The organism is Nocardioides pyridinolyticus (assembly GCF_054653575.1).
The window spans coordinates 50,749-70,397 of sequence record NZ_BAAIFY010000014.1 but is presented as its reverse complement, the minus strand read 5'-3'; the positions used below and the strand labels follow the sequence as shown (position 1 = coordinate 70,397).

Below are 19,649 nucleotides of genomic sequence, written 5' to 3'. Positions count from 1 at the left end.
CCTTTTCTTGACGTAGGACTCCGGAAGGACCTGCCATGCACGCATTGTTCGCCGCTCCGGTGGTGAAGGCGGGCGAGCTGAACCCGCTCCTCCCGCACTTCGCGGAGATCATCCTCTCGCTGGTCGTCTTCGGCATCCTGTTCTTCGCGGTCAAGAAGTTCGTCGTCCCGAACTTCGAGACCACCTTCGAGGAGCGGACCCGGGCGATCGAGGGCGGTCTGGCCGCGGCCGAGACCAAGCAGGCCGAGGCCGACGCGAAGCTGGCCGAGCTCGAGCAGCAGCTCGCCGACGCCCGCCACGAGGCTGCGCGCATCCGTGAGGAGGCGCGTGAGCAGGGGGCGCAGATCATCGCCGAGATGCGCGACCAGGCCCAGGCCGACGCCGCGCGGATCGTCGAGACCGGCAAGGCGCAGATCGAGGCCGAGCGGCAGCAGGCGGTCACCGCCCTGCGTGCCGAGGTCGGCTCCCTCGCGACCAGCCTCGCGGGGCGCATCGTGGGCGAGAGCCTCGAGGACGACGACCGGTCCGCCCGCGTCGTCGAGCGGTTCCTCGCCGACCTCGAGACGATCGAGTCCGCCGGAGCCACGGGCAACGGGGCGAGCTGATGGTCCAGCAGCTGAGCTCCCTGCGTGGCTCCTCCGCGGAGGCGCTGCAGGTCCTCGGCGACCGCGTCGACACCGACAGCCGCTCGCTGGAGGACTTCGCGGGTCTCGGTCAGGACCTCTTCGCCCTGGCCGAGCTGCTCCGCAGCCAGCCCGCCCTGCGTCGTGCCGTCACCGACGTCTCGACGCCGGCCGAGGCCAAGGCCGCGCTGGTGCGTGACCTCCTCGGGGACAAGGTCGGCGCCGCGGCGCTCGACATCCTCGCCGAGGGTGTCGGCCTGCGGTGGGTCGCGGCTCGGGACCTCGCCGACGCCCTGGAGCACCTCGGGGTCGTCGCCGTCGTCCGGTCCGCCGGTCGCCGTGAGTCGGCCCGGCTCTCCGACGAGCTCTTCGTCGTGGGCCAGGTCGTGGAGGAGAACGCCGACCTCCGGATCGCGCTCTCGGACCCGGTCCGCTCGACCGAGGACAAGCGCGCGTTGCTCCGCGGTCTCCTCGACGGTCGTGCGCTCCCGGCCACGGTGACGCTGGTGGAGCAGGCCCTCTCCGGGTCGTTCCGCTCCTTCCACGCGGCCGTGACGCAGTACCAGAAGGTCGCGGCCGCCACCCAGGGCGAGAACGTCGCCCTGGTGCGGACGGCCCGGCAGCTCAGCGACACCGAGCGCAGCCGGCTCGAGCGGGCGCTCAGCGCCCAGTACGACCGGCCGGTGCACCTCAACATCGAGGTCGACCCGGCGCTGCTCGGTGGCATGCGCATCGAGATCGACGACGACGTGATCGACGGGACGGTCGCCGCCCGCCTCGACGACGCCCGACGCAAGCTGGCCGGCTGACGCCGCCCCAGCCCACCAGCCAGCACTGAACACCACGAGATCCCAAGAGAGTAGGGACAGACCATGACGGAGCTTTCGATCCGGCCGGACGAGATCCGTGACGCGCTGCAGAAGTTCGTGTCGGACTACCAGCCCGACGCCGCCAGCAAGGAGGAGGTCGGCACCGTCGCCCAGGCAGGCGACGGCATCGCTCGCGTGAGCGGCCTCCCCTCGGCCATGGCCAACGAGCTGCTGGAGTTCGAGGACGGCACCATGGGCCTCGCGCTCAACCTCGACACCCGCGAGATCGGCGTCGTGATCCTCGGTGACTTCGAGGGCATCGAGGAGGGCCAGACGGTCCGCCGTACCGGCGAGGTCCTCTCGGTCCCCGTCGGCGACAACTTCCTCGGCCGCGTGGTCGACCCGCTCGGCAAGCCGATCGACGGCCTGGGCGACATCGAGGCGGAGACCCGCCGCGCGCTCGAGCTCCAGGCCCCCACGGTCATGCAGCGCAAGTCGGTGCACGAGCCGATGGCGACCGGCATCAAGGCGATCGACGCGATGACCCCGATCGGCCGTGGCCAGCGCCAGCTGATCATCGGCGACCGCGCGACCGGCAAGACCACGATCGCCATCGACACGATCATCAACCAGAAGCAGAACTGGGAGTCGGGCGACCCGGCCAAGCAGGTCCGCTGCATCTACGTCGCGATCGGCCAGAAGGGCTCGACCATCGCCTCCGTGCGTGGCGCTCTCGAGGAGGCCGGCGCGCTGGAGTACACCACCATCGTCGCCTCGCCGGCGTCGGACAGCGCGGGCTTCAAGTACCTCGCGCCGTACACCGGCTCGGCCATCGGCCAGCAGTGGATGTACGACGGCAAGCACGTCCTGATCGTCTTCGACGACCTGACCAAGCAGGCCGAGGCCTACCGCGCCGTGTCGCTGCTGCTGCGCCGCCCGCCGGGTCGCGAGGCCTACCCGGGTGACGTGTTCTACCTGCACAGCCGGCTGCTCGAGCGCTGTGCCAAGCTCTCCGACGAGATGGGCGCCGGCTCGATGACCGGCCTCCCGATCATCGAGACCAAGGCCAACGACGTGTCGGCGTACATCCCGACCAACGTCATCTCGATCACCGACGGCCAGATCTTCCTCCAGTCGGACCTGTTCGCGGCCAACCAGCGTCCGGCGATCGACGTCGGTGTGTCGGTCTCCCGCGTGGGTGGCTCGGCGATGACCAAGGCGATGAAGGCCGTCACCGGCTCGCTCAAGGTCGACCTGGCGCAGTTCCGCGCGATGGAGGCGTTCGCGATGTTCGCCTCCGACCTCGACGCGGCCTCGCGCCAGCAGCTGGACCGCGGCCAGCGCCTGATGGCGCTGCTCAAGCAGCCGGCCTACTCGCCGTACCCCGTCGAGGAGATGACCGTCTCCCTGTGGCTGGGCACCACCGGCCGCCTGGACAAGGTCCCGACCGGCGACGTGCTCCGCTTCGAGCGCGAGTTCCTCGACTTCCTGCGCCGCTCGCACGACGGCATCCTCGCGACCATCCGTGAGACGCTGAAGTTCGAGGACGACACCGAGACCTCGCTCGAGGACGCCTACACCTCGTTCCTCGACCAGTTCGAGACCTCCGACGGTGGCTCGATCAAGGTCGGCCACGAGCCCGAGGCCGAGGCGCTGGCGGACGAGGACGTCGAGCAGGAGCAGATCGTCAAGCAGAAGCGGGGCTGACGATGGCCGTATCGCTGCGTGAGTACCGCGCGCGGATCAAGTCGACGGAGTCGATGAAGAAGATCACGCGCGCCATGGAGCTCATTGCTGCGTCCCGCATCATCAAGGCGCAGCAGCGGGCGCAGTCGGCCGCGCCGTACGCCCGTGAGCTGACCCGCGCCGTGTCCGCGGTGGCGACGTACTCCAACGTCGACCACCCGCTGACGACGGAGCCCGAGGACCCGAAGCGGGCCGCGATCCTCATCGTGACCAGCGACCGGGGCCTGGCCGGCGCCTACTCCTCGAGCGTCCTCAAGGAGGCCGAGCGCCTCGCCGAGAAGATCCGCGGCGAGGGCAAGGAGATCTCGATCTACATCTGCGGCCGCAAGGGCGAGGCGTACTACAAGTTCCGCAACCGCCCGGTGGCGCAGTCGTGGACCGGCTTCTCCGACCAGCCCTCCTACGAGGCGGCCCGGGAGATCGGGGAGACGCTGATCGCGGCGTTCCTCGACGAGGACGGCGAGCACGCGGTGGACGAGGTGCACCTGGTCTACACGCGGTTCCGGTCGATGCTCACCCAGGAGCCGACCGCCGTCCGGCTGCTGCCGCTCGAGGTCGTCGAGGGGGAGTCCAAGCCCGAGGCGTCCGAGGTGCTGCCGCTCTACGAGTTCGAGCCCTCGCCGGAGGCCGTGCTGGACAACCTGCTCCCGCAGTACGTCCAGAGCCGGATCTTCTTCGCGCTGCTGCAGGCCGCCGCCTCCGAGCTGGCCGCCCGTCAGAAGGCGATGAAGTCGGCCACGGACAACGCGGACGAGCTCATCAAGAAGTACACGCGAATCGCCAACCAGGCCCGCCAGGCCGGCATTACCCAGGAAATCAGCGAGATCGTCGGTGGCGTCAACGCGCTCGCCGACGCCCAAGCGGGGAGTGAGTGAAGGACATGACTGCAACGATCGAAGAGACCCAGGAGACCGGTGCCGCCGGCGTCGGCCGCATCGCTCGGGTCATCGGGCCCGTCGTCGACGTCGAGTTCCCCGTGGACGCGATGCCCGACATCTACAACAAGCTCGAGGTGGAGATCACCCTCGGCGGCGAGACCTCGCGTCTCCCGCTGGAGGTCGCCCAGCACATCGGCGACGGCATGGTCCGTGCCATCTCGCTGAAGCCCACCGACGGCCTGGTCCGCGGTGCCCAGGTGACCGACACCGGCGGCCCGATCACCGTGCCGGTCGGCAATGCGACCCTCGGCAAGGTGTTCAACGCCACCGGCGACGTGCTCAACCTGGCCGAGGGCGAGGCCCTCGACGTCCAGGAGCGGTGGGGCATCCACCGCAAGGCGCCGGCGTTCGACCAGCTGGAGTCCAAGACCCAGATGTTCGAGACCGGCATCAAGGTCATCGACCTGCTGACGCCGTACGTCCAGGGCGGCAAGATCGGCCTGTTCGGCGGCGCCGGCGTGGGCAAGACCGTGCTCATCCAGGAGATGATCGCGCGTGTGGCGAAGGACCACGGCGGTGTGTCGGTGTTCGCCGGTGTCGGTGAGCGCACCCGTGAGGGCAACGACCTGATCGTCGAGATGGAGGAGGCCGGCGTCATCGGCCAGACCGCTCTCGTCTTCGGCCAGATGGACGAGCCGCCGGGCACGCGTCTGCGCGTCGCGCTCTCCGCGCTGACCATGGCGGAGTACTTCCGCGACGTGCAGAACCAGGACGTGCTGCTCTTCATCGACAACATCTTCCGGTTCACCCAGGCCGGTTCCGAGGTGTCCACGCTGCTCGGCCGCATGCCGTCCGCGGTGGGCTACCAGCCGAACCTCGCCGACGAGATGGGCACGCTCCAGGAGCGGATCACCTCGACGCGGGGCCACTCGATCACCTCCATGCAGGCCATCTACGTGCCCGCCGACGACTACACCGACCCGGCGCCGGCCACCACGTTCGCGCACCTCGACGCGACCACGGAGCTGTCGCGCGAGATCGCGTCGCTCGGCATCTACCCGGCCGTGGACCCGCTGACCTCGACCTCCCGGATCCTCGACCCGCAGTACATCGGTCAGGCCCACTACGACTGCGCGATCCGCATCAAGCAGATCCTGCAGCGCAACAAGGAGCTCCAGGACATCATCGCGATCCTCGGTGTCGACGAGCTCTCCGAAGAGGACAAGATCATCGTGTCCCGGGCTCGCCGCATCCAGCGGTTCCTGTCCCAGAACACCTACGTGGCCAAGCAGTTCACCGGCATCGAGGGCTCGACGGTCCCGGTGTCGGAGACCATCGAGGCGTTCAACAAGATCGCGGACGGCGAGTACGACCACGTGGCCGAGCAGGCCTTCTTCATGTGCGGCGGTCTGGACGACGTCGAGCAGAAGTGGGCCGAGATCCAGAAGAGCATCTGATGGCTGAGAGCGAAGCCGGCTCGGCCCTCCACGTCGAGCTCGTCGCGGCCGACCGGACCGTGTGGTCCGGGAAGGCCGAGATGGTCATCGCCCGGACGACGGAGGGTGACGTGGGCGTCCTGCGCGGCCACGCCCCGCTCCTGTCGGTGCTCACCGACGCCGTGGTCGAGATCTCCGCGATCGACGGCGGCGTCGTGGTCGCGGCGGTCGAGGGTGGCTTCCTCTCGGTCGCCAACGACCGGGTGTCGGTCCTCTCGCAGCAGGCCCTCCTCCCCGATGAGATCGACGTCGACGAGGCGCGGGTCGAACTCGAGGAGGCCCGGGGCTTGATCGGCGCCAACGACGAGGCCGAGAGGCTGCTGCGCCGCGCCGAGGCCCGGATCCGCGCGGTCGAGAAGGCCTCCTGAACCACCGCTGACCCACCGGGTCCGGTCATCCGGACCCGCGTCAACCCCCGCTGAGGCGCTCCCGCTAGGGTGAGCACCCCAGCGGGGGTTGACGTATGTGGAGGGCATGGATGCCGGTGTGGCAGTGGCTGCTCGATGCGGTCGGTGTGCTGCTCGGCCTCGTCCTGCTCTTCGGCTTCGGCCTCGTCGTCCGGCGGCGCCTGCTCGCCAGGCACGGCGGCACGTTCGAGCTGAGCTACCGCGTCCGGTCCGGCAGGGCCGGGCGCGGCTGGCTTCTCGGGCTCGGCCGCTACTCCGGGGAGTCCCTGGAGTGGTTCCGCTACTTCTCCCTGTGGCCGCGCCCGAAGCGGGTGCTGCTGCGGTCGCAGCTGACCTACGCGGGCCGGCGCGACCCCGAGGGCGCCGAGGGCATGTCGCTCTACCCCGACCACGTCGTGATCGGCTGCCACACGCCCTCGGGTCCGGTCGAGCTCGCGATGTCTCCGTCCTCGCTCATGGGGTTCCAGGCCTGGCTCGAGGCCGGGCCCCCGGGGACCGACTGGACCCGGGAGACCCGCCCTCGAGGCTCTGACGGCTTCTGACCGAGGTTCTTGACCGGTCAAGAGTCTGGGACACTGGAGCGGTGACATCGCTCCTCCGGACCCGCAACGCCGTGGCCCTCAGCTTCGCCCTCAACGGCTTCTGCTTCGCCACGATGGTCTCCCGGCTGCCCGACATCCGCAGCGGGCTGGAGCTGGACAACGCCGCGCTCGGCCTGCTGCTGCTCGCGATCTCGATCGGCTCGGTCATCGCGCTGCCGCTCAGCGGCCGCCTCGTCGACCGCTACAGCGCCGCCGCGGTGACCCGGTTCGGCGCGGGCCTGGTCGCGACCGGCCTGACGCTCGCCATGGCGGGCGTGGTGAGCGACGCGATCGCGCTGACGGCGCTCGGCTTCCTGATCAAGGGCGTCGGCGTCGCCACGTGGGACGTCTCGATGAACGTCGAGGCCGCCGAGGTCGAGCACCGCCTCGAGCGCACGATCATGCCGCGCTTCCACGCGGGCTGGAGCATCGGCTCGTTCGCCGGCGCCGGCGTCGGCATCCCGATGGCGGCCCTGCACGCGCCGCTGCTGCTGCACGTGCCGGGGTGCGCCCTGCTGGCCGCGGTCGCGACCTGGCGGGCGGCCTCGGCGTACCTCCCGGCGAAGGAGGAGCACGAGGTCAGCCCGGCCCCGGCCGGATGGTCGCCGTGGAAGGAGCCACGCACGCTGGCGATCGGCGTGATGGTGATGGCGTTCGCGGTCGCCGAGGGCGCCGCCAACGACTGGCTCTCGCTCGCGCTGATCGACGGCTACGACGTGGACCACTGGGTCGGCGTCGCCGGCTTCGCGGTCTTCGTGTGCTCGATGATGGCCGGGCGGCTGTACGGCCCGGTCGTGCTCGACAGGTACGGTCGCGCGCCCGTCCTGTGGGGCAGCGCCGGCGCCTCGTTCACGGGCATCCTGCTCATCGTGTTCGGCGGACACGTCGTGCTCGTCGGCGCCGGCATCGTGTTGTGGGGCATGGGCTCCGCGCTCGGCTTCCCGGTCGGCATGAGCTCCGCCGCCGACGACCGGCTGCGGGCCGCCCGCCGGGTCAGCACGGTCGCGACGATCGGCTACGCGGCGTTCCTCGCCGGGCCGCCGCTGCTGGGCCTCCTCGCCGACCACCTCGGGACCCTGGAGACCCTGCTGGTGGTCGCCGCGCTGTTGGTCCCCGCGGCCATGACGGTCGTCGCCGCGAAGGAGCGACGGGAGCGGGTGCCGGCATGACGCCGCGCGTCACCATCACCTACTGCACGCGCTGCCGCTGGCTGCTCCGCGCCCAGTGGTACGCCGCCGAGCTGCTCTCGACCTTCGAGGCCGAGCTGGGCGAGGTGGCGCTGGTGCCGGCCTCGACCGAGGCGGAGGCGGGGGTCTTCCGGATCGAGGTCGACGGCACGCCGGTCTGGAACCGCAAGCGCGACGGCGGCTTCCCGGAGATCACCGACCTCAAGCGTCGGGTCCGCGACCTGGTGGCGCCGGACAAGGCGCTGGGCCACACTGACCGTTCGTGAGGACCGACGTCCGTCTCGGCGACATCGCGGGCCGGTGGTACGACGCCGGAGCCCCGGCGACCTGCGTCGTGATGGCGCACGGCTTCAGCCTCACGATGCGCGACGGCCTGGCGGCGTACGCGTCGGCCTTCGTGGACGCCGGCTGCCACGTGCTGGCCTTCGACCACCGCCACCTGGGGGAGTCGGGCGGCTCGCCGCGCGGGCGCTTCCGGATCGGTGAGCAGCAGGACGACTGGCGCGCGGCCGTGGCGTTCGCGCGCTCACGGCCCGGCGTCGAGCGGGTCGTGCTGTGGGGCTACTCGTTCAGCGGCGGGCACGTCACGTCGCTGGTCGGCGGCGGGCTCGACGTGGCCGCCGCGATCGTGCTGTGCCCGTTCCTCGACGGGCTGTCCCGCGTGCTGCACACGCCGCCGTCGACCTCCGCGCGGATCATCCCGCGCGCCGTCCTCGACGCCCTCGGCCGCACCACCCACATCCCGGTCACCGGACCGGTCGGCTCGGTCGCGGCGATGCCGTTCACGGGGGAGGCGGAGGGGTTCGCCGCCGCCCTCGGCCCCGACTCGCGCTGGGCGAACTCGATCACGCCCGCGGTCTTCCTCACCGTCGGTCTCTTCCGCCCGGTGCGGCGGGCCCGCCGGGTCACCGTGCCCCTCTGGGTCGGGCAGCTCGCGGACGACGTCACCGTGTCGTCAGCGGCGGTGGAGCGGCTGGCCGCGCGAGCGCCCCGCGGTGAGCTGCATGCCTACGCCGGCGACCACTTCGCGCCGTTCCACGGGCCGCTGCCGGAGCGGATCGCCGGCGACCAGGTGGCCTTCCTGCGTCGGCAGGGGCTGGCCGGCTGAGGTTCCAGGCCAGTCGTCACCACCGTCAGCGCTCGCCCCCCGGCACCCACAGCACGTCCCCGTTCTCGCGGTTGGCGTGGCGGGCGAGGATGAACAGCAGGTCGGAGAGGCGGTTGAGGTAGGTGATCGCGAGCGGGTTCATGGAGGACCCGTGCTCCTCGTACGCCGCCCACGCGGACCGCTCGGCGCGCCGGACGACGGTGCGGGCGACGTGGAGCAGCGCGGCACCGGGGGTGCCGCCGTTGAGGATGAAGGACCGGAGCGTCGGCAGCTCCTCGTTGTAGCGGTCGCACCAGCCCTCGAGCCGGTCGACGTAGGCCTGCTCGATGCGCAGCGGCGGGTACTCCGGGTCGGGCACCACCGGCGTGCAGAAGTCGGCGCCCACGTCGAAGAGGTCGTTCTGCACCGTGGTCAGCACCGCGACGACGTCCTCGTCGAGCCCGCCGGTCGCCAGCGCCAGGCCGATCTGGGCGTTGGCCTCGTCCACGTCGGCGTACGCCGCGAGCCGCAGGTCGGTCTTGCGGGTGGTGCTCATGTCGCCGAGTCGGGTCTCCCCGCCGTCGCCGGTCCGGGTGTAGATGCGGGTGAGGTTGACCATGGTCGCGAGCGTAGCCAGTCGGCGCGGCGCATGCCGCCGCCGGCCCCGGGGTACTCAGCGCGCACGCACCGGACACGACACGGCGGAATTCTCCGGCCACGGAGGCAACCATCGGGGTGTGTGCGGCGTCATAGTGGTGTAGGCAACCACCGGAACGGTGGCGCTACCGGGGCATCTCGGGTCCCGGAGAACGGGGCACAGCCATGGAGATCAGCACCGACGGTCCGACCATCCATCTCAGCGGTGACTTCGACGTGCGCAGCACGTGGGAGGTCCGCGCCGCGATCTACGAGCTCCTCGAAGGCCACGACGCCGATGTCGTCGTCGACCTGACCCACGTGTCCACCATCGACATGACCGCGCTGAAGGTGCTCGCGGTCGCCACCCGCCAAGCGGTGCGCGAGGGACACCACCTCACGCTGCGCGGGTGCTGTCCGGCGGTACGCCGGATGCTGCACCTGTCCCGGCTGAGCCGGTTCGTCGAGGTGGAGCGCGCCGCCGCCACCGCGTGACCAAACCTCGATGTCGGATACCCCACAGGCAGTTACCAACGGGTAGATCCCGCTCTACCCTCGGTCCCATGACGGAGAACAGGCCGGAGAAGGATCGCCCCTGGGTGATGCGGACCTACGCCGGGCACTCGACCGCGGCCGCGTCCAACGCGCTCTACCGGACCAACCTCGCCAAGGGCCAGACCGGCCTGTCGGTCGCCTTCGATCTGCCGACGCAGACCGGCTACGACCCGGACTCGCCGCTCGCGCGCGGCGAGGTGGGCAAGGTCGGCGTCCCGGTGCCGCACCTCGGCGAGATGCGTCGCCTGTTCGAGGACATCCCGCTCACCGAGATGAACACCTCGATGACGATCAACGCCGTCGCGATGTGGATGCTCGCGATGTACCAGGTCGTCGCCGAGGAGCAGAACCCGGACCTGTCGCCGGAGGAGGTCGCCGCCCAGCTGGCCGGCACCACCCAGAACGACATCATCAAGGAGTACCTCTCCCGCGGGACCTACGCGTTCCCGCCCGAGGCCTCGATGCGGCTGACCGCCGACATGATCGCCTACACGGTCCACCAGATCCCGAAGTGGAACCCGATCAACATCTGCAGCTACCACCTGCAGGAGGCCGGCGCGACGCCGACGCAGGAGCTGGCCTACGCGCTCTGCACCGCGGTCGCCGTGCTCGACCAGGTCAAGAACGCGGGCCAGGTCGACGAGGCCGACTTCGAGAAGGTGGTCGGACGGATCTCGTTCTTCGTCAACGCCGGCGTCCGGTTCGTCGAGGAGACCTGCAAGATGCGGGCCTTCGGCCGGCTCTGGGACGAGATCACCCGCGAGCGCTACGGCGTGCAGGACCCGAAGATGCGCCGGTTCCGGTACGGCGTGCAGGTCAACTCCCTCGGCCTGACCGAGGCCCAGCCGGAGAACAACGTGCAGCGCATCGTGCTGGAGATGCTCGGCGTGACGCTGTCCAAGAACGCCCGCGCCCGCGCGCTCCAGCTCCCGGCCTGGAACGAGGCGCTCGGCCTGCCGCGTCCCTGGGACCAGCAGTGGTCGCTGCGGCTCCAGCAGGTGCTGGCCTTCGAGTCCGACCTGCTCGAGTACGACGACATCTTCGACGGCTCGCACGTCATCGAGGCCAAGGTCGCCGAGCTGGTCGAGGGCGCCAAGGCCGAGATCGACCGCGTCCAGGCGATGGGCGGCGCGATCGCCGCCGTCGAGTACATGAAGTCCGAGCTGGTCTCCTCCCACGCCGCTCGCCGCGCGCGGATCGAGTCGGGCGAGGAGATCATCGTCGGCGTCAACAAGTTCGAGACCACCGAGCCCTCGCCGCTGACCGCCGACCTCGACGGCGCGATCATGGCCGCCGACCCCGAGGCCGAGCAGAGCGCCCGCACCAGCCTCGAGGAGTGGAAGGCACAGCGCGACGAGGCCGAGGTCGCCGAGGCGCTCGCCGGGCTGGCCGCTGCCGCGAAGACCGAGGCGAACCTGATGGGACCGACGCTCGTCGCCGCCCGCGCCGGCGCGACGACGGGGGAGTGGGCCGGCACGCTGCGCGAGGTGTTCGGCGAGTACCGCGGCCCGACGGGCGTCTCCGGCGCGGCGGTCGCCGAGGCCGGTGCCGAGCTGACCGCCGTCCGCGAGCGGGTGAAGCAGACCGGTGCGGAGCTCAGCGGACAGGGGGGCGGTCGCCTGCGCCTGCTGGTCGGCAAGCCCGGGCTCGACGGGCACTCGAACGGCGCCGAGCAGGTCGCCGTACGCGCGCGCGACGCGGGGTTCGAGGTCGTCTACCAGGGCATCCGCCTCACACCCGAGCAGATCGTCTCCGCGGCGGTCGCGGAGGACGTGCACTGCATCGGCCTCTCCATCCTGTCCGGCTCCCACATGGAGCTCGTGCCCGACGTCCTCGACGGCCTGAAGGAGGCCGGGCTCGAGGACGTGCCGGTGATCGTCGGCGGGATCATCCCCGACTCCGACGGCCGCCGGCTGCGCGAGCTCGGGGTGGCCGCGGTGTACACGCCCAAGGACTTCGGCCTGACCGAGATCATGGGCGGCATCGTCGACGTGATCCGGGCGGCCCACGGATTGGGCAAAGGTTAGCCTCGCCTAACTCACTCTGCTACTCTCGCGCCGTGGCCAAGAAGTCCAAGGGCGCCAAGAGCAAGGCGAAGCTGCCCAAGACCAAGTGCTGCGTCAGCAAGTCGAAGTGCGGGCGCTGCCCGCTGCGCATGCTCAAGGACGGGACGCTTCCCGAGGGGTATACGGTCAAGAGGCGCGAGCTCGTGCGGGTGGACGGCAAGAAGGTCACCAAGAAGAAGCTCGCGAAGGCCGCCTGACCCGACAACTCGACGCAGACCCGAGGAGCCCCCCGTTGGTCGCAGCACGCTTCGCCGAGCAGCTCAACGTCCAGATCGGCAACGAGCTGGCGGCGCACAACCAGTACCTCGCGTGCGCGGTGTACTTCGACGCCGAGACGATGCCCCGGATGGCAGCGTTCTTCTACGCCCAGGCCCTCGAGGAGCGCGCGCACGCGGCGATGATGATCCAGTACCTCCTCGACACCGACAGCCCGGTCGTGATCCCGGCCGTCCCCGCGCCCGAGAGCACCTTCGCGGACGTCGTGGCCCCGGTCGCGCTCGCGCTGGACCAGGAGAGGCGCGTCACCGACCAGGTCAACGGGCTGCTGCGGATCGCGCGGGAGGAGAGCGACTTCGCCTCCGAGCAGTTCATGCAGTGGTTCATCAAGGAGCAGGTCGAGGAGGTCGCCACGATGAGCGACCTGCTGGCCGTCACCACCCGCAACCGCGACGACATCGAGGACATCGAGGAGTACGTCGCGCGCGAGCAGGGCGGCGCGGGCGACGACCCGACCGCCCCGCGCCAGGCCGGGGCCTAGGGCGCCGGCCCGAGGTCAGCCCGGCGGCCGCGAGGTCGCCGTCGAGTTCGGGCAGAACGCCTCGCGCGGCGACCCGGTGTGCAGCTCCTCGGGGAGCGCGACCGCGGTGTCGCCGCGGTCGGTCGCCACGACGACCTCGGTGACGAACGCCCCGGCCCGCGCGGACAGCGTCTCGCAGCCGCCCATGGCCAGGCTCAGCGTGACCCGGCCCGACTCGCCGGGTCCGAGGTCGACCGCCGTGAGCCCGGTCGGCCGGAAGAGCCGTGACGGCGGCTGCTCGTCCGCGAGGCCGACGACCTCGACCGGCAGGAGGCCGTCGTTGGTGAGCGAGAACGTGTAGCGCAGCGTGCCGCCGTCGGCGTACCGGACCTGCCGGACGGTGCGGTCGGCGATCCGGAACGTCGCCGACGCCTCGGTGCCGCTGACCTCGGCCGGCCCGGAGGCGGCCAGGTCGGGGCCGGTGCGGGCCAGGGCGACGCCGCCGGCGGCGAGCGCCGGCACGAGGAGCGCCGCGACGACCGTCGCCCTACGCCGCACGCGACCACCGCCGGCGGCGCAGGCCGAGGCCGAGGGCCACGGCGGCCGCGGTGAGGGCGATCGGCGCGACCAGGGCGGCACCGGACTCGGCGTCACCGGCGACCGCGGCGGACGGCCTCGCAGGGTCGTCGAACCACGTGCAGCCCGGCGGGTGCCGCCAGTCGGGGTCGTTGCGGTCGTACTGGCTGCACGAGAGGAAGCCGGCGTCCTTCACCGGGGCGCCGGGCACGAACACCGAGCCGCCGTCGGCGCACGCGGGCGGGTCGACGGTGAAGTTGTCGGTGCGCTCGGCCGAGCCGTAGTGGTTGTCCTCCCAGCAGTTGCCGACGCCCTGGTCGTCCCACCAGTGGTCCATGCCGTTGGGCAGCTGCTCGCCGTCGGGGGAGACACCCAGGCGGTTCTCGAAGGTGTGGTTGCCGTTCGAGGTGTCGTAGAGGTGCGCCGGGTCGTAGTCGTCGCGCAGCACCGCCGGCACCCAGAACTGCATGGTGCCGTAGCGCCAGTTGTCGTAGATCCAGTTGTGGTCGGTGGAGTTGAAGTTGCCGCCGGCGATCAGCACACCGGTGCCGACGGGCGTCGGGATCACCGGACAGACCGTGCCGTCGATGTAGCCGCGCTCCTCCATGGGCTCCGCGCAGACGCCGGTGTCGACGTACGCCGTGTAGTAGTTGCTGTTGTTGGAGTGGATGTCGTTGTGGCTCCACCGGGCGTGGTCCTGCGGCAGGCCGGGATGGCCGGGGAACAGCGAGTCCGTCGCGATGCCGGTGGAGTTGTCGTAGAACTCGTTGTGGTGCGCCCAGATGGAGTTCCCGGCGGTGCCGGAGTAGCCCAGCGTGTTGTCGTGGCTGGAGTTGCGCCGGATCTCGATCGCGTAGCGCGTGGCCTCGAGCTCGGTGTTGTCGGCGTTGAGGTCGGCCCCGGAGCCGGGGTAGAACCCGGAGTCGCCGTTGTAGTACGCCTCGGAGTCCTGGATCAGGCCGTGGTCGCTGGCGAAGGCGAGGACGCCGTACTCGTCGTTGCCCCGCGCGACCACCCGGTCGATCACGAAGCCGTCGGTCTCCAGCACGTAGATCGCGTTGAACTCGGCCTGCTGGAAGGTCATGTTGCTCAGGTAGAAGCCGCCCATCCGGTCGGCGCGGATCGCGTTGAGCTTCGCGAACCGGTTGTCGACGACGACGTCCGTGGGCCGGCGACCGGTGCCGACGAGCTGGGTGCCGCAGAACCGGCTGTCGCAGCGGATGCTGTCGTTGCCCGGGGTGGCGTCACCGAACAGCGCGATCAGGTTGAGGTTGTGGGGGCAGCGTCGCTGGTCGGCGTACGAGAGGGCGATCGGGTTGGACTCGCCGGCCTCCGCCGCCTCCTCCTCCGCGCCGGGGTCGGGGGAGGAGATGCTGCCGATGTACTCGGAGGAGGCCAGCGGCTCCCGGGACTGGGTCTGCAGGTGGGCGCAGTAGTCCGAGCGCTTGGCCTCGGCGTACTTCCGCTCGTGGTAGGTGCCGGGCAGCACGTAGACCGACGTGTTCGGCCGGCGGATCGTGTTGATCGCGTCCTGGATCGAGCGGAACCGGCAGTCCTCGAGCAGGTGCCGGTTGCGGTGCTTGACCGGACCGGGCGGCATGGACCGGATGGTCGCGGCGCTGTCCGGTCGGCACACCACGCGCTGGAGCGGGTTGTCGTAGCCCAGGAACTGCGGCCGGTGCCCGGTGCCGTCCGGGAACTGCGCGGGTCGCTCCTCGTGGGCCGTGGCGGGGGGTGCCCACGCCACCGACAGCAGCAGGGCGAGCAGGACGAGGACGCGGCGGGCCATGCCGTCCCAACGATCCCCGTGTGACGCTGGTTACGTCGGCGGTTACGTCGGCGGTTACGTCGGCGGTTGCGCCGGCGGTTGCCCCGGCGTTGGGTGCGTCAGTCCAGCCAGCGCAGCACCGTGGTGCGCACCTGGGCGGCCGACCGCTCCAGCGGCAGTGCGCTGCCGGCGCCCTTGAAGACCTTCATCGTGGTCTTCGTGGGGTAGGCCTCGGCCTGCCTCGCGCGGGCGCTGGGCCGGATCAGCTTGTCGTCCGCCCCGTAGAGCAGCAGCACCGGGGCGTCGACCCGGTCCGCACCGAAGCCCGACCCGAGCGCGAGACCGGCCAGGGTGGCCACGTCGCCGCACGGGTCGTCGCTCTTGCGTCTGGCGGCTGCGCGCTGCACGGCCGCCGGGGCCGAGCTGAACATGATGTGACGGAAGTCGGCCCTGGTCGCCGCGAACGGCGCGAAGTCGGTGTCGAGGCACTCGCGGCCCTGCCGGAGGGCGTAGCGGGCGGCGAGCGAGGTGGGACCGGTGTCGGCCCACGACATCAGCACGAGACCGGCGACGTCGTCGAACTCGGACGCCTCGAGCTGGACGATCGCCGCCCCCACGCCGTGGCCGTGCGTGACCACGTGGGCGGCCGCGAACGCGGTGCCGTCCGCGGGGTCGGTGTAGTCCCACCTGCCGGAGGTCAGGTGCTGGACGACCTGGTGCAGCATGTCGGCCTGCGCGCCGAGGCAGGTCGCGGTGCCGTCCTCGAGAGGGCTGGCGCCGTACCCGAGCCGGTCCAGCACGAGCACCGTCTCGCCTGCCCGGGCGAGCTTCGTCGCGTAGTCGTAGGAGGGCCGGCCCCTCAGGTTCCAGAACCACGCTCCGGTGCCGATGTCGTGCACGAGGACGTTCACGCGGGTGGAGCCGCCCAGCCCGTCGAGGACCCTGGGCGTGCCGATGATCCGGCCACGCAGCTCGTAGCTCTGGTTGTCGGGGAGGCAGCGGACCGAGGTGGCGTTGGTGTTCTCGACGTCGAAGACGACCCCGCGTGACTCGATCCGCTCGTGCGCGCGAGGGGCCGCGGCCCCGGTCGCGGGTGCCGTGAAGAGCACGGCGACGAGAGCGGACAGGACTCCCAGGACAGTCGGTCTCACGCTGTTGAACATACGTCAATAGCGTCGGGGAGCGAAATGCCTTGTCGCGCGCGCCACACTTCTCCCATGGCAGGGCAGCCCGAGAGGGTGATCGTCGTGGGCGCGGGCGTCATCGGGCTGACCTGCGCCCTGCGGCTGCTGGAGGCCGGGCACCGGGTCGACGTCGTCGCGCGCGACCTGCCACGGGAGACGACCTCGGCCGTCGCGGCCGCGTTCTGGTACCCCTACCGGGCCCTGCCGCAGGACCGGGTGACCGGCTGGGCGAAGACCACGTACGCCGTCTTCGACGCGCTCGCCGACACCGACCCGGAGTCCGGGGTGCGGATGGTGCCCGGCACCGTCGTCCGCACCGTCACGCACGGCGACGGCCGCCCGTGGTGGGGCGCGGCCGTGCCGACGCTGGAACGACTGGCCGACGGCTGGTCGTTCACCACGCCGGTCGTCGACACCAGCGTCTACCTGGACTGGCTGGCCGACCGGGTCGAGGCTGCCGGCGGCACGATCACCCGGCTCAACCTGGGCGGCCTGCCGGAGGCGCCCCGCAGCCTGGTCGTGAACTGCTCCGGGCTCGGCGCCCGCCTGCTCGGCGCCGACCGCACCGTCGTACCCGTGCGCGGGCAGGTGGTCCACGTCGAGCCGTTCGGCCTGGACCGCTGGTGGCTCGACGAGTCCGGTCCGACGTACCTGGTGCCGCGGGAGCGCGACGTCGTCGTCGGCGGCAGCGACGTCGAGGGGGAGTGGAGCCGGACGGCGTCGGCGGCGGTGACCGAGGAGATCCTGGAGCGGGCGGCCCGGCTGGTGCCGGAGGTGCGCGGCGCGCGCGTGCTGCGCACGCGGGTCGGTCTGCGGCCCGTGCGGCCGGCGGTGCGGCTCGAACGGGTCCGCGACGTCGTGCACTGCTACGGGCACGGTGGCGCTGGGATAACGCTGAGCTGGGGTGTGGCGGACGAGGTCGTGACGCTGGTGAACGGCTAGGGTCGGCGCGTGGGTGACGAGCACGACGCGCTCTTCCGGGGCGTCTTCGAGGCGGTGCCCGATGCGGTGGTCGTCGTCGACAACGCCGGGTCGATCGTGCTCGCGAACCCGCAGTGCCGCGCCGTCTTCGGCTACGACCCCGACGAGCTCGCCGGCAAGCCGATCGAGATGCTGGTCCCGCAGCGGTTCCACCGCGGCCACCCGAGGCGGCGCGACGGCTACAGCGACGACCCCAACCCGCGGCCGATGGGGCTGCTCCGCCTCTCGGCCGTGCGCGCCGACGGCACCGAGTTCCCGGCCGAGATCTCGCTGGCGCCCATCCGGGCCGACGGCCAGACCTACGTCTCCGCGACCGCTCGTGACATCAGCGCCCGCATCCGCGAGGAGGAGCGCTTCCGCAGCCTGCTCGAAGCCGCCCCGGACCCGACCGTGATCGTGGACGAGTCCGCGACGATCGTGTTGGTCAACAACCAGATGCTGCGGGTGTTCGGCTACGACCGCTCCGAGCTGGTCGGGTCGTCGGTCGCCGTGCTGGCCGGCCCGCGCGAGGGCGAGGTGCTGCGGCGGCTCCGGGAGTACCTCCGTCGGCCCGAGCTCGTGCCGATGGGCTTCACGACGGACTTCTGGGTGCGGCACCGCGAGGGCCACGACGTCGCGGTCGAGGTCGGACTCTCCCCGCTCCACACCGACGAGGGGCTGCTGGTCTCGGTCGCGGTGCGTGACGTCACCCAGCAGCGGCGGATCGAGGCCGAGTCCCAGCGACTCCGCGACGAGCTGATCGCCACGGTCTCCCACGAGCTGCGCACGCCGCTGACCTCGATCATCGGCTACAGCGAGCTGCTCGCGGACCTCGATGAGAGGCAGCTCGGCCCCGAGGCGCGGCGCCTGGTCGGCGTGATCCAGCGCAATGCGGCCCGGGAGCTCCAGCTGGTCGACGACCTGCTCACGGTCGCCTACCTCGAGGACAACCGGCTGCGCATCCATCGCGGGACGATCGACCTCAACGCCGTCGCGCGTCGGGTCATCGACGACTCCAGCCTGCGGGCCCGCGAACGCGGGCTGCGCCTGCGGTACACGCCTTCGGACCTGCGCCCGGTGCACGGCGACTTCTACCGCCTGGTGCAGGTGGTCGAGAACCTCGTCACCAACGCGATCAAGTTCACCGACCCCGGCGGCACCGTCGAGGTCCGGGTGGTCGCCGGCACCGCTGCCGGAGTGGTGGAGGTGCGCGACTCGGGGGTCGGCGTGCCCGAGGAGGAGATCGGCCAGCTGTTCGACCGGCTCTACCGCGGGCCGGCCGCCATCGCGAGCCAGACCCAGGGCGCCGGCCTCGGCCTCTCGATCGTCCAGGCGATCGTCGAGGCCCACGACGGCACGGTCGCCGTCGAGAGCGAGGTCGGCGTCGGCACGACCTTCCGCGTCGCGATCCCGTACGCCGACGACTAGTGTCCTGAGTCCGCCCGCCCGGACGGCGCAATTGCGCCGCAAGTGCAGTCCGGACCGCGTCTGAGTCGCCCTTCCGGCGCAATTGCGTGGAAAGGGCGCCCGCCGGGCCTGTGCGCGCGACACGCGAGCTCCAGGCCCGGGGTCACTCCACCTGGAGCTCGGTGACGCCGACGACGGCGCTCGGCGCGATGGCGCCGTACACGTGCGGGAACGTGACGGTCATGCCGGGAGCCGGCACCTCGTCCACGACCGGTACGCCGAGCAGGTCGGTGTCGATCTCGAGCAGCACCAGCGGCTCGGTGACGTCGGCGTAGAACGCCGCCCGCACGCCCTCCCACTGGTCCGCGCGGCTGGCGTGGATGTAGCCCTCCTCCGCGAGGGTCACGCCGCGCGTCGACGTCGTGTACGCGCCGGTCTCCTGGGCCCGCCGCCAGTCCGCGAGCGTGGCGATGTGGAAGATCCTCACGCGCCGATCTTCCTCCACACGCTGACGTGTCGGGGACTCGAGCTCGTGAACGGGCTGCGGTCCCAGTCGGCCCAGCGCGACTCGGGCAGCATCCCGGCGATCCGGGCCATCAGGTCGAGCTCGGCCGGCCAGACCTTGCGGAACGGGATCGACCGGCGGGTGTAGGTGACGCCGTCGGTGGAGGAGTAGTGGTGCGACCAGGAGAGCTGGGTCGCCGGGTCGTGCTCGTCGATGCCGACGTGCTCGTCGCCGTGGCTGAACACCGCGAACCGGTCGCCGACGTGGGGCACCCCGACCTCGACCACGAACCGGCCGCCCGGCGCGAGGTGGGCGGCGGCGTTCTCGAACACCGCGACCTGGTCGTCCTGCGTGGTGACGTTGCCGATGGTGTTGAAGACCAGGAAGACCAGCGCTCGGCGAGCGGGATCGCGACCCGGCCCGTGCCCACCGCCAGCTCCAG

General features: G+C 71.3%; 22 protein-coding genes. 16 read left to right on the top strand and 6 right to left on the bottom strand.

Translation table 11 applies throughout. The features are described from left to right. Positions 1-35 precede the first annotated feature (35 nt). The 10 genes from ACYQ0U_RS13625 (at position 36) to ACYQ0U_RS13580 (ending at position 8,835) form a co-directional block, all read left to right on the top strand. Positions 36-605, top strand: a complete 570-nt coding sequence (locus ACYQ0U_RS13625) for a F0F1 ATP synthase subunit B (RefSeq protein WP_459973745.1) — start codon at positions 36-38, stop codon at positions 603-605. Then, entirely contained in the window at positions 605-1,432 is an 828-nt protein-coding gene (locus ACYQ0U_RS13620; RefSeq protein WP_459973742.1) for a F0F1 ATP synthase subunit delta, read from the top strand. The genes ACYQ0U_RS13625 and ACYQ0U_RS13620 overlap by 1 nt, the downstream gene beginning before the upstream one ends. A gap of 63 nt (positions 1,433-1,495) precedes the next feature. Beyond that, on the top strand, positions 1,496-3,139 hold the full coding sequence (atpA, locus tag ACYQ0U_RS13615) for a F0F1 ATP synthase subunit alpha (RefSeq protein WP_459973740.1): 1,644 nt from the start codon (positions 1,496-1,498) through the stop codon (positions 3,137-3,139). Between the two features lie 2 nt (positions 3,140-3,141). Next, a complete protein-coding gene (locus tag ACYQ0U_RS13610; RefSeq protein ID WP_459973738.1) occupies positions 3,142-4,053 on the top strand; it encodes a F0F1 ATP synthase subunit gamma in 912 nt (303 codons plus the stop codon). 5 nt (positions 4,054-4,058) lie between these two features. Next, positions 4,059-5,513, top strand: a complete 1,455-nt coding sequence (gene atpD / locus ACYQ0U_RS13605) for a F0F1 ATP synthase subunit beta (protein ID WP_459973736.1) — start codon at positions 4,059-4,061, stop codon at positions 5,511-5,513. Beyond that, positions 5,513-5,920, top strand: coding sequence for a F0F1 ATP synthase subunit epsilon (locus ACYQ0U_RS13600; protein ID WP_459973734.1), 408 nt, complete (start codon positions 5,513-5,515; stop codon positions 5,918-5,920). Before atpD ends, ACYQ0U_RS13600 begins: the two co-directional genes overlap by 1 nt. 110 nt (positions 5,921-6,030) lie before the next feature. Beyond that, the gene (locus tag ACYQ0U_RS13595) at positions 6,031-6,501 is read left to right on the top strand and encodes a DUF2550 domain-containing protein (protein WP_459973732.1); all 471 of its coding nucleotides are present in this window, start codon (positions 6,031-6,033) and stop codon (positions 6,499-6,501) included. A 41-nt stretch (positions 6,502-6,542) separates the two neighbouring features. After that, positions 6,543-7,709 (top strand): MFS transporter, encoded by a 1,167-nt coding sequence (locus tag ACYQ0U_RS13590; RefSeq protein WP_459973730.1) that lies wholly within the window; start codon positions 6,543-6,545, stop codon positions 7,707-7,709. After that, on the top strand, positions 7,706-7,993 hold the full coding sequence (locus ACYQ0U_RS13585) for an Rdx family protein (RefSeq protein ID WP_459973728.1): 288 nt from the start codon (positions 7,706-7,708) through the stop codon (positions 7,991-7,993). Before ACYQ0U_RS13590 ends, ACYQ0U_RS13585 begins: the two co-directional genes overlap by 4 nt. Further along, positions 7,990-8,835 (top strand): alpha/beta hydrolase, encoded by an 846-nt coding sequence (locus ACYQ0U_RS13580; RefSeq protein ID WP_459973726.1) that lies wholly within the window; start codon positions 7,990-7,992, stop codon positions 8,833-8,835. The genes ACYQ0U_RS13585 and ACYQ0U_RS13580 overlap by 4 nt, the downstream gene beginning before the upstream one ends. Positions 8,836-8,860: 25 nt before the next feature. Here the strand turns inward: ACYQ0U_RS13580 and ACYQ0U_RS13575 are convergent, their stop codons facing one another. Next, positions 8,861-9,433: a cob(I)yrinic acid a,c-diamide adenosyltransferase gene (locus tag ACYQ0U_RS13575; protein WP_459973724.1), complete on the bottom strand. Its 573-nt coding sequence runs from the start codon at positions 9,431-9,433 to the stop codon at positions 8,861-8,863. Positions 9,434-9,636: 203 nt separating this feature from the next. Between ACYQ0U_RS13575 and ACYQ0U_RS13570 the strand changes: the two genes are divergently transcribed. The 4 genes from ACYQ0U_RS13570 (at position 9,637) to ACYQ0U_RS13555 (ending at position 12,828) form a co-directional block, all read left to right on the top strand. Beyond that, on the top strand, positions 9,637-9,945 hold the full coding sequence (locus tag ACYQ0U_RS13570) for an STAS domain-containing protein (protein ID WP_459973721.1): 309 nt from the start codon (positions 9,637-9,639) through the stop codon (positions 9,943-9,945). Between the two features lie 68 nt (positions 9,946-10,013). Further along, positions 10,014-12,032, top strand: coding sequence for a protein meaA (locus tag ACYQ0U_RS13565; RefSeq protein ID WP_459973719.1), 2,019 nt, complete (start codon positions 10,014-10,016; stop codon positions 12,030-12,032). A gap of 32 nt (positions 12,033-12,064) precedes the next feature. Next, complete coding sequence (locus tag ACYQ0U_RS13560) at positions 12,065-12,268, top strand: hypothetical protein (protein WP_459973717.1); 204 nt, start codon at positions 12,065-12,067, stop codon at positions 12,266-12,268. 35 nt (positions 12,269-12,303) lie between these two features. Then, positions 12,304-12,828 carry a ferritin gene (locus tag ACYQ0U_RS13555; protein ID WP_459973715.1) on the top strand — a complete coding sequence of 175 codons (525 nt, stop codon included), beginning with the start codon at positions 12,304-12,306 and terminating at the stop codon, positions 12,826-12,828. Positions 12,829-12,843: 15 nt separating this feature from the next. Here the strand turns inward: ACYQ0U_RS13555 and ACYQ0U_RS13550 are convergent, their stop codons facing one another. The 3 genes from ACYQ0U_RS13550 to ACYQ0U_RS13540 form a co-directional block, all read right to left on the bottom strand. Next, the gene (locus ACYQ0U_RS13550; protein WP_459973712.1) at positions 12,844-13,365 is read right to left on the bottom strand and encodes a hypothetical protein; all 522 of its coding nucleotides are present in this window, start codon (positions 13,363-13,365) and stop codon (positions 12,844-12,846) included. Then, the gene (locus ACYQ0U_RS13545) at positions 13,355-15,172 is read right to left on the bottom strand and encodes a right-handed parallel beta-helix repeat-containing protein (RefSeq protein ID WP_459973710.1); all 1,818 of its coding nucleotides are present in this window, start codon (positions 15,170-15,172) and stop codon (positions 13,355-13,357) included. Before ACYQ0U_RS13545 ends, ACYQ0U_RS13550 begins: the two co-directional genes overlap by 11 nt. Positions 15,173-15,270: 98 nt before the next feature. Continuing rightward, a complete protein-coding gene (locus ACYQ0U_RS13540; RefSeq protein ID WP_459973708.1) occupies positions 15,271-16,302 on the bottom strand; it encodes an alpha/beta hydrolase in 1,032 nt (343 codons plus the stop codon). Between the two features lie 66 nt (positions 16,303-16,368). On the opposite strand from ACYQ0U_RS13540, the gene ACYQ0U_RS13535 reads away from it, so the two are divergent. After that, positions 16,369-17,277, top strand: a complete 909-nt coding sequence (locus ACYQ0U_RS13535) for an FAD-dependent oxidoreductase (RefSeq protein ID WP_459973706.1) — start codon at positions 16,369-16,371, stop codon at positions 17,275-17,277. Positions 17,278-17,286: 9 nt separating this feature from the next. Beyond that, positions 17,287-18,723 carry a PAS domain S-box protein gene (locus ACYQ0U_RS13530; protein ID WP_459973704.1) on the top strand — a complete coding sequence of 479 codons (1,437 nt, stop codon included), beginning with the start codon at positions 17,287-17,289 and terminating at the stop codon, positions 18,721-18,723. A 142-nt stretch (positions 18,724-18,865) separates the two neighbouring features. Here the strand turns inward: ACYQ0U_RS13530 and ACYQ0U_RS13525 are convergent, their stop codons facing one another. Next, entirely contained in the window at positions 18,866-19,189 is a 324-nt protein-coding gene (locus tag ACYQ0U_RS13525; RefSeq protein WP_459973702.1) for a DUF952 domain-containing protein, read from the bottom strand. Further along, the gene (locus ACYQ0U_RS13520; protein ID WP_459973700.1) at positions 19,186-19,539 is read right to left on the bottom strand and encodes a hypothetical protein; all 354 of its coding nucleotides are present in this window, start codon (positions 19,537-19,539) and stop codon (positions 19,186-19,188) included. Before ACYQ0U_RS13520 ends, ACYQ0U_RS13525 begins: the two co-directional genes overlap by 4 nt. Between the last annotated feature and the right edge of the window lie 110 nt (positions 19,540-19,649).

What these genes read in the sequence shown, in the direction of transcription:
- ACYQ0U_RS13620 (WP_459973742.1), top strand. Translation starts at nt 605, where the DNA reads ATGGTCCAGCAGCTGAGCTCCCTGCGTGGCTCCTCCGCGGAGGCGCTG.
- ACYQ0U_RS13575 (WP_459973724.1), bottom strand. Translation starts at nt 9,433, where the DNA reads ATGGTCAACCTCACCCGCATCTACACCCGGACCGGCGACGGCGGGGAG.
- atpA (WP_459973740.1), top strand. Translation starts at nt 1,496, where the DNA reads ATGACGGAGCTTTCGATCCGGCCGGACGAGATCCGTGACGCGCTGCAG.
- ACYQ0U_RS13595 (WP_459973732.1), top strand. Translation starts at nt 6,031, where the DNA reads ATGCCGGTGTGGCAGTGGCTGCTCGATGCGGTCGGTGTGCTGCTCGGC.
- ACYQ0U_RS13570 (WP_459973721.1), top strand. Translation starts at nt 9,637, where the DNA reads ATGGAGATCAGCACCGACGGTCCGACCATCCATCTCAGCGGTGACTTC.
- ACYQ0U_RS13610 (WP_459973738.1), top strand. Translation starts at nt 3,142, where the DNA reads ATGGCCGTATCGCTGCGTGAGTACCGCGCGCGGATCAAGTCGACGGAG.
- ACYQ0U_RS13565 (WP_459973719.1), top strand. Translation starts at nt 10,014, where the DNA reads ATGACGGAGAACAGGCCGGAGAAGGATCGCCCCTGGGTGATGCGGACC.
- atpD (WP_459973736.1), top strand. Translation starts at nt 4,059, where the DNA reads ATGACTGCAACGATCGAAGAGACCCAGGAGACCGGTGCCGCCGGCGTC.
- ACYQ0U_RS13535 (WP_459973706.1), top strand. Translation starts at nt 16,369, where the DNA reads ATGGCAGGGCAGCCCGAGAGGGTGATCGTCGTGGGCGCGGGCGTCATC.
- ACYQ0U_RS13600 (WP_459973734.1), top strand. Translation starts at nt 5,513, where the DNA reads ATGGCTGAGAGCGAAGCCGGCTCGGCCCTCCACGTCGAGCTCGTCGCG.
- ACYQ0U_RS13585 (WP_459973728.1), top strand. Translation starts at nt 7,706, where the DNA reads ATGACGCCGCGCGTCACCATCACCTACTGCACGCGCTGCCGCTGGCTG.
- ACYQ0U_RS13545 (WP_459973710.1), bottom strand. Translation starts at nt 15,172, where the DNA reads ATGGCCCGCCGCGTCCTCGTCCTGCTCGCCCTGCTGCTGTCGGTGGCG.
- ACYQ0U_RS13625 (WP_459973745.1), top strand. Translation starts at nt 36, where the DNA reads ATGCACGCATTGTTCGCCGCTCCGGTGGTGAAGGCGGGCGAGCTGAAC.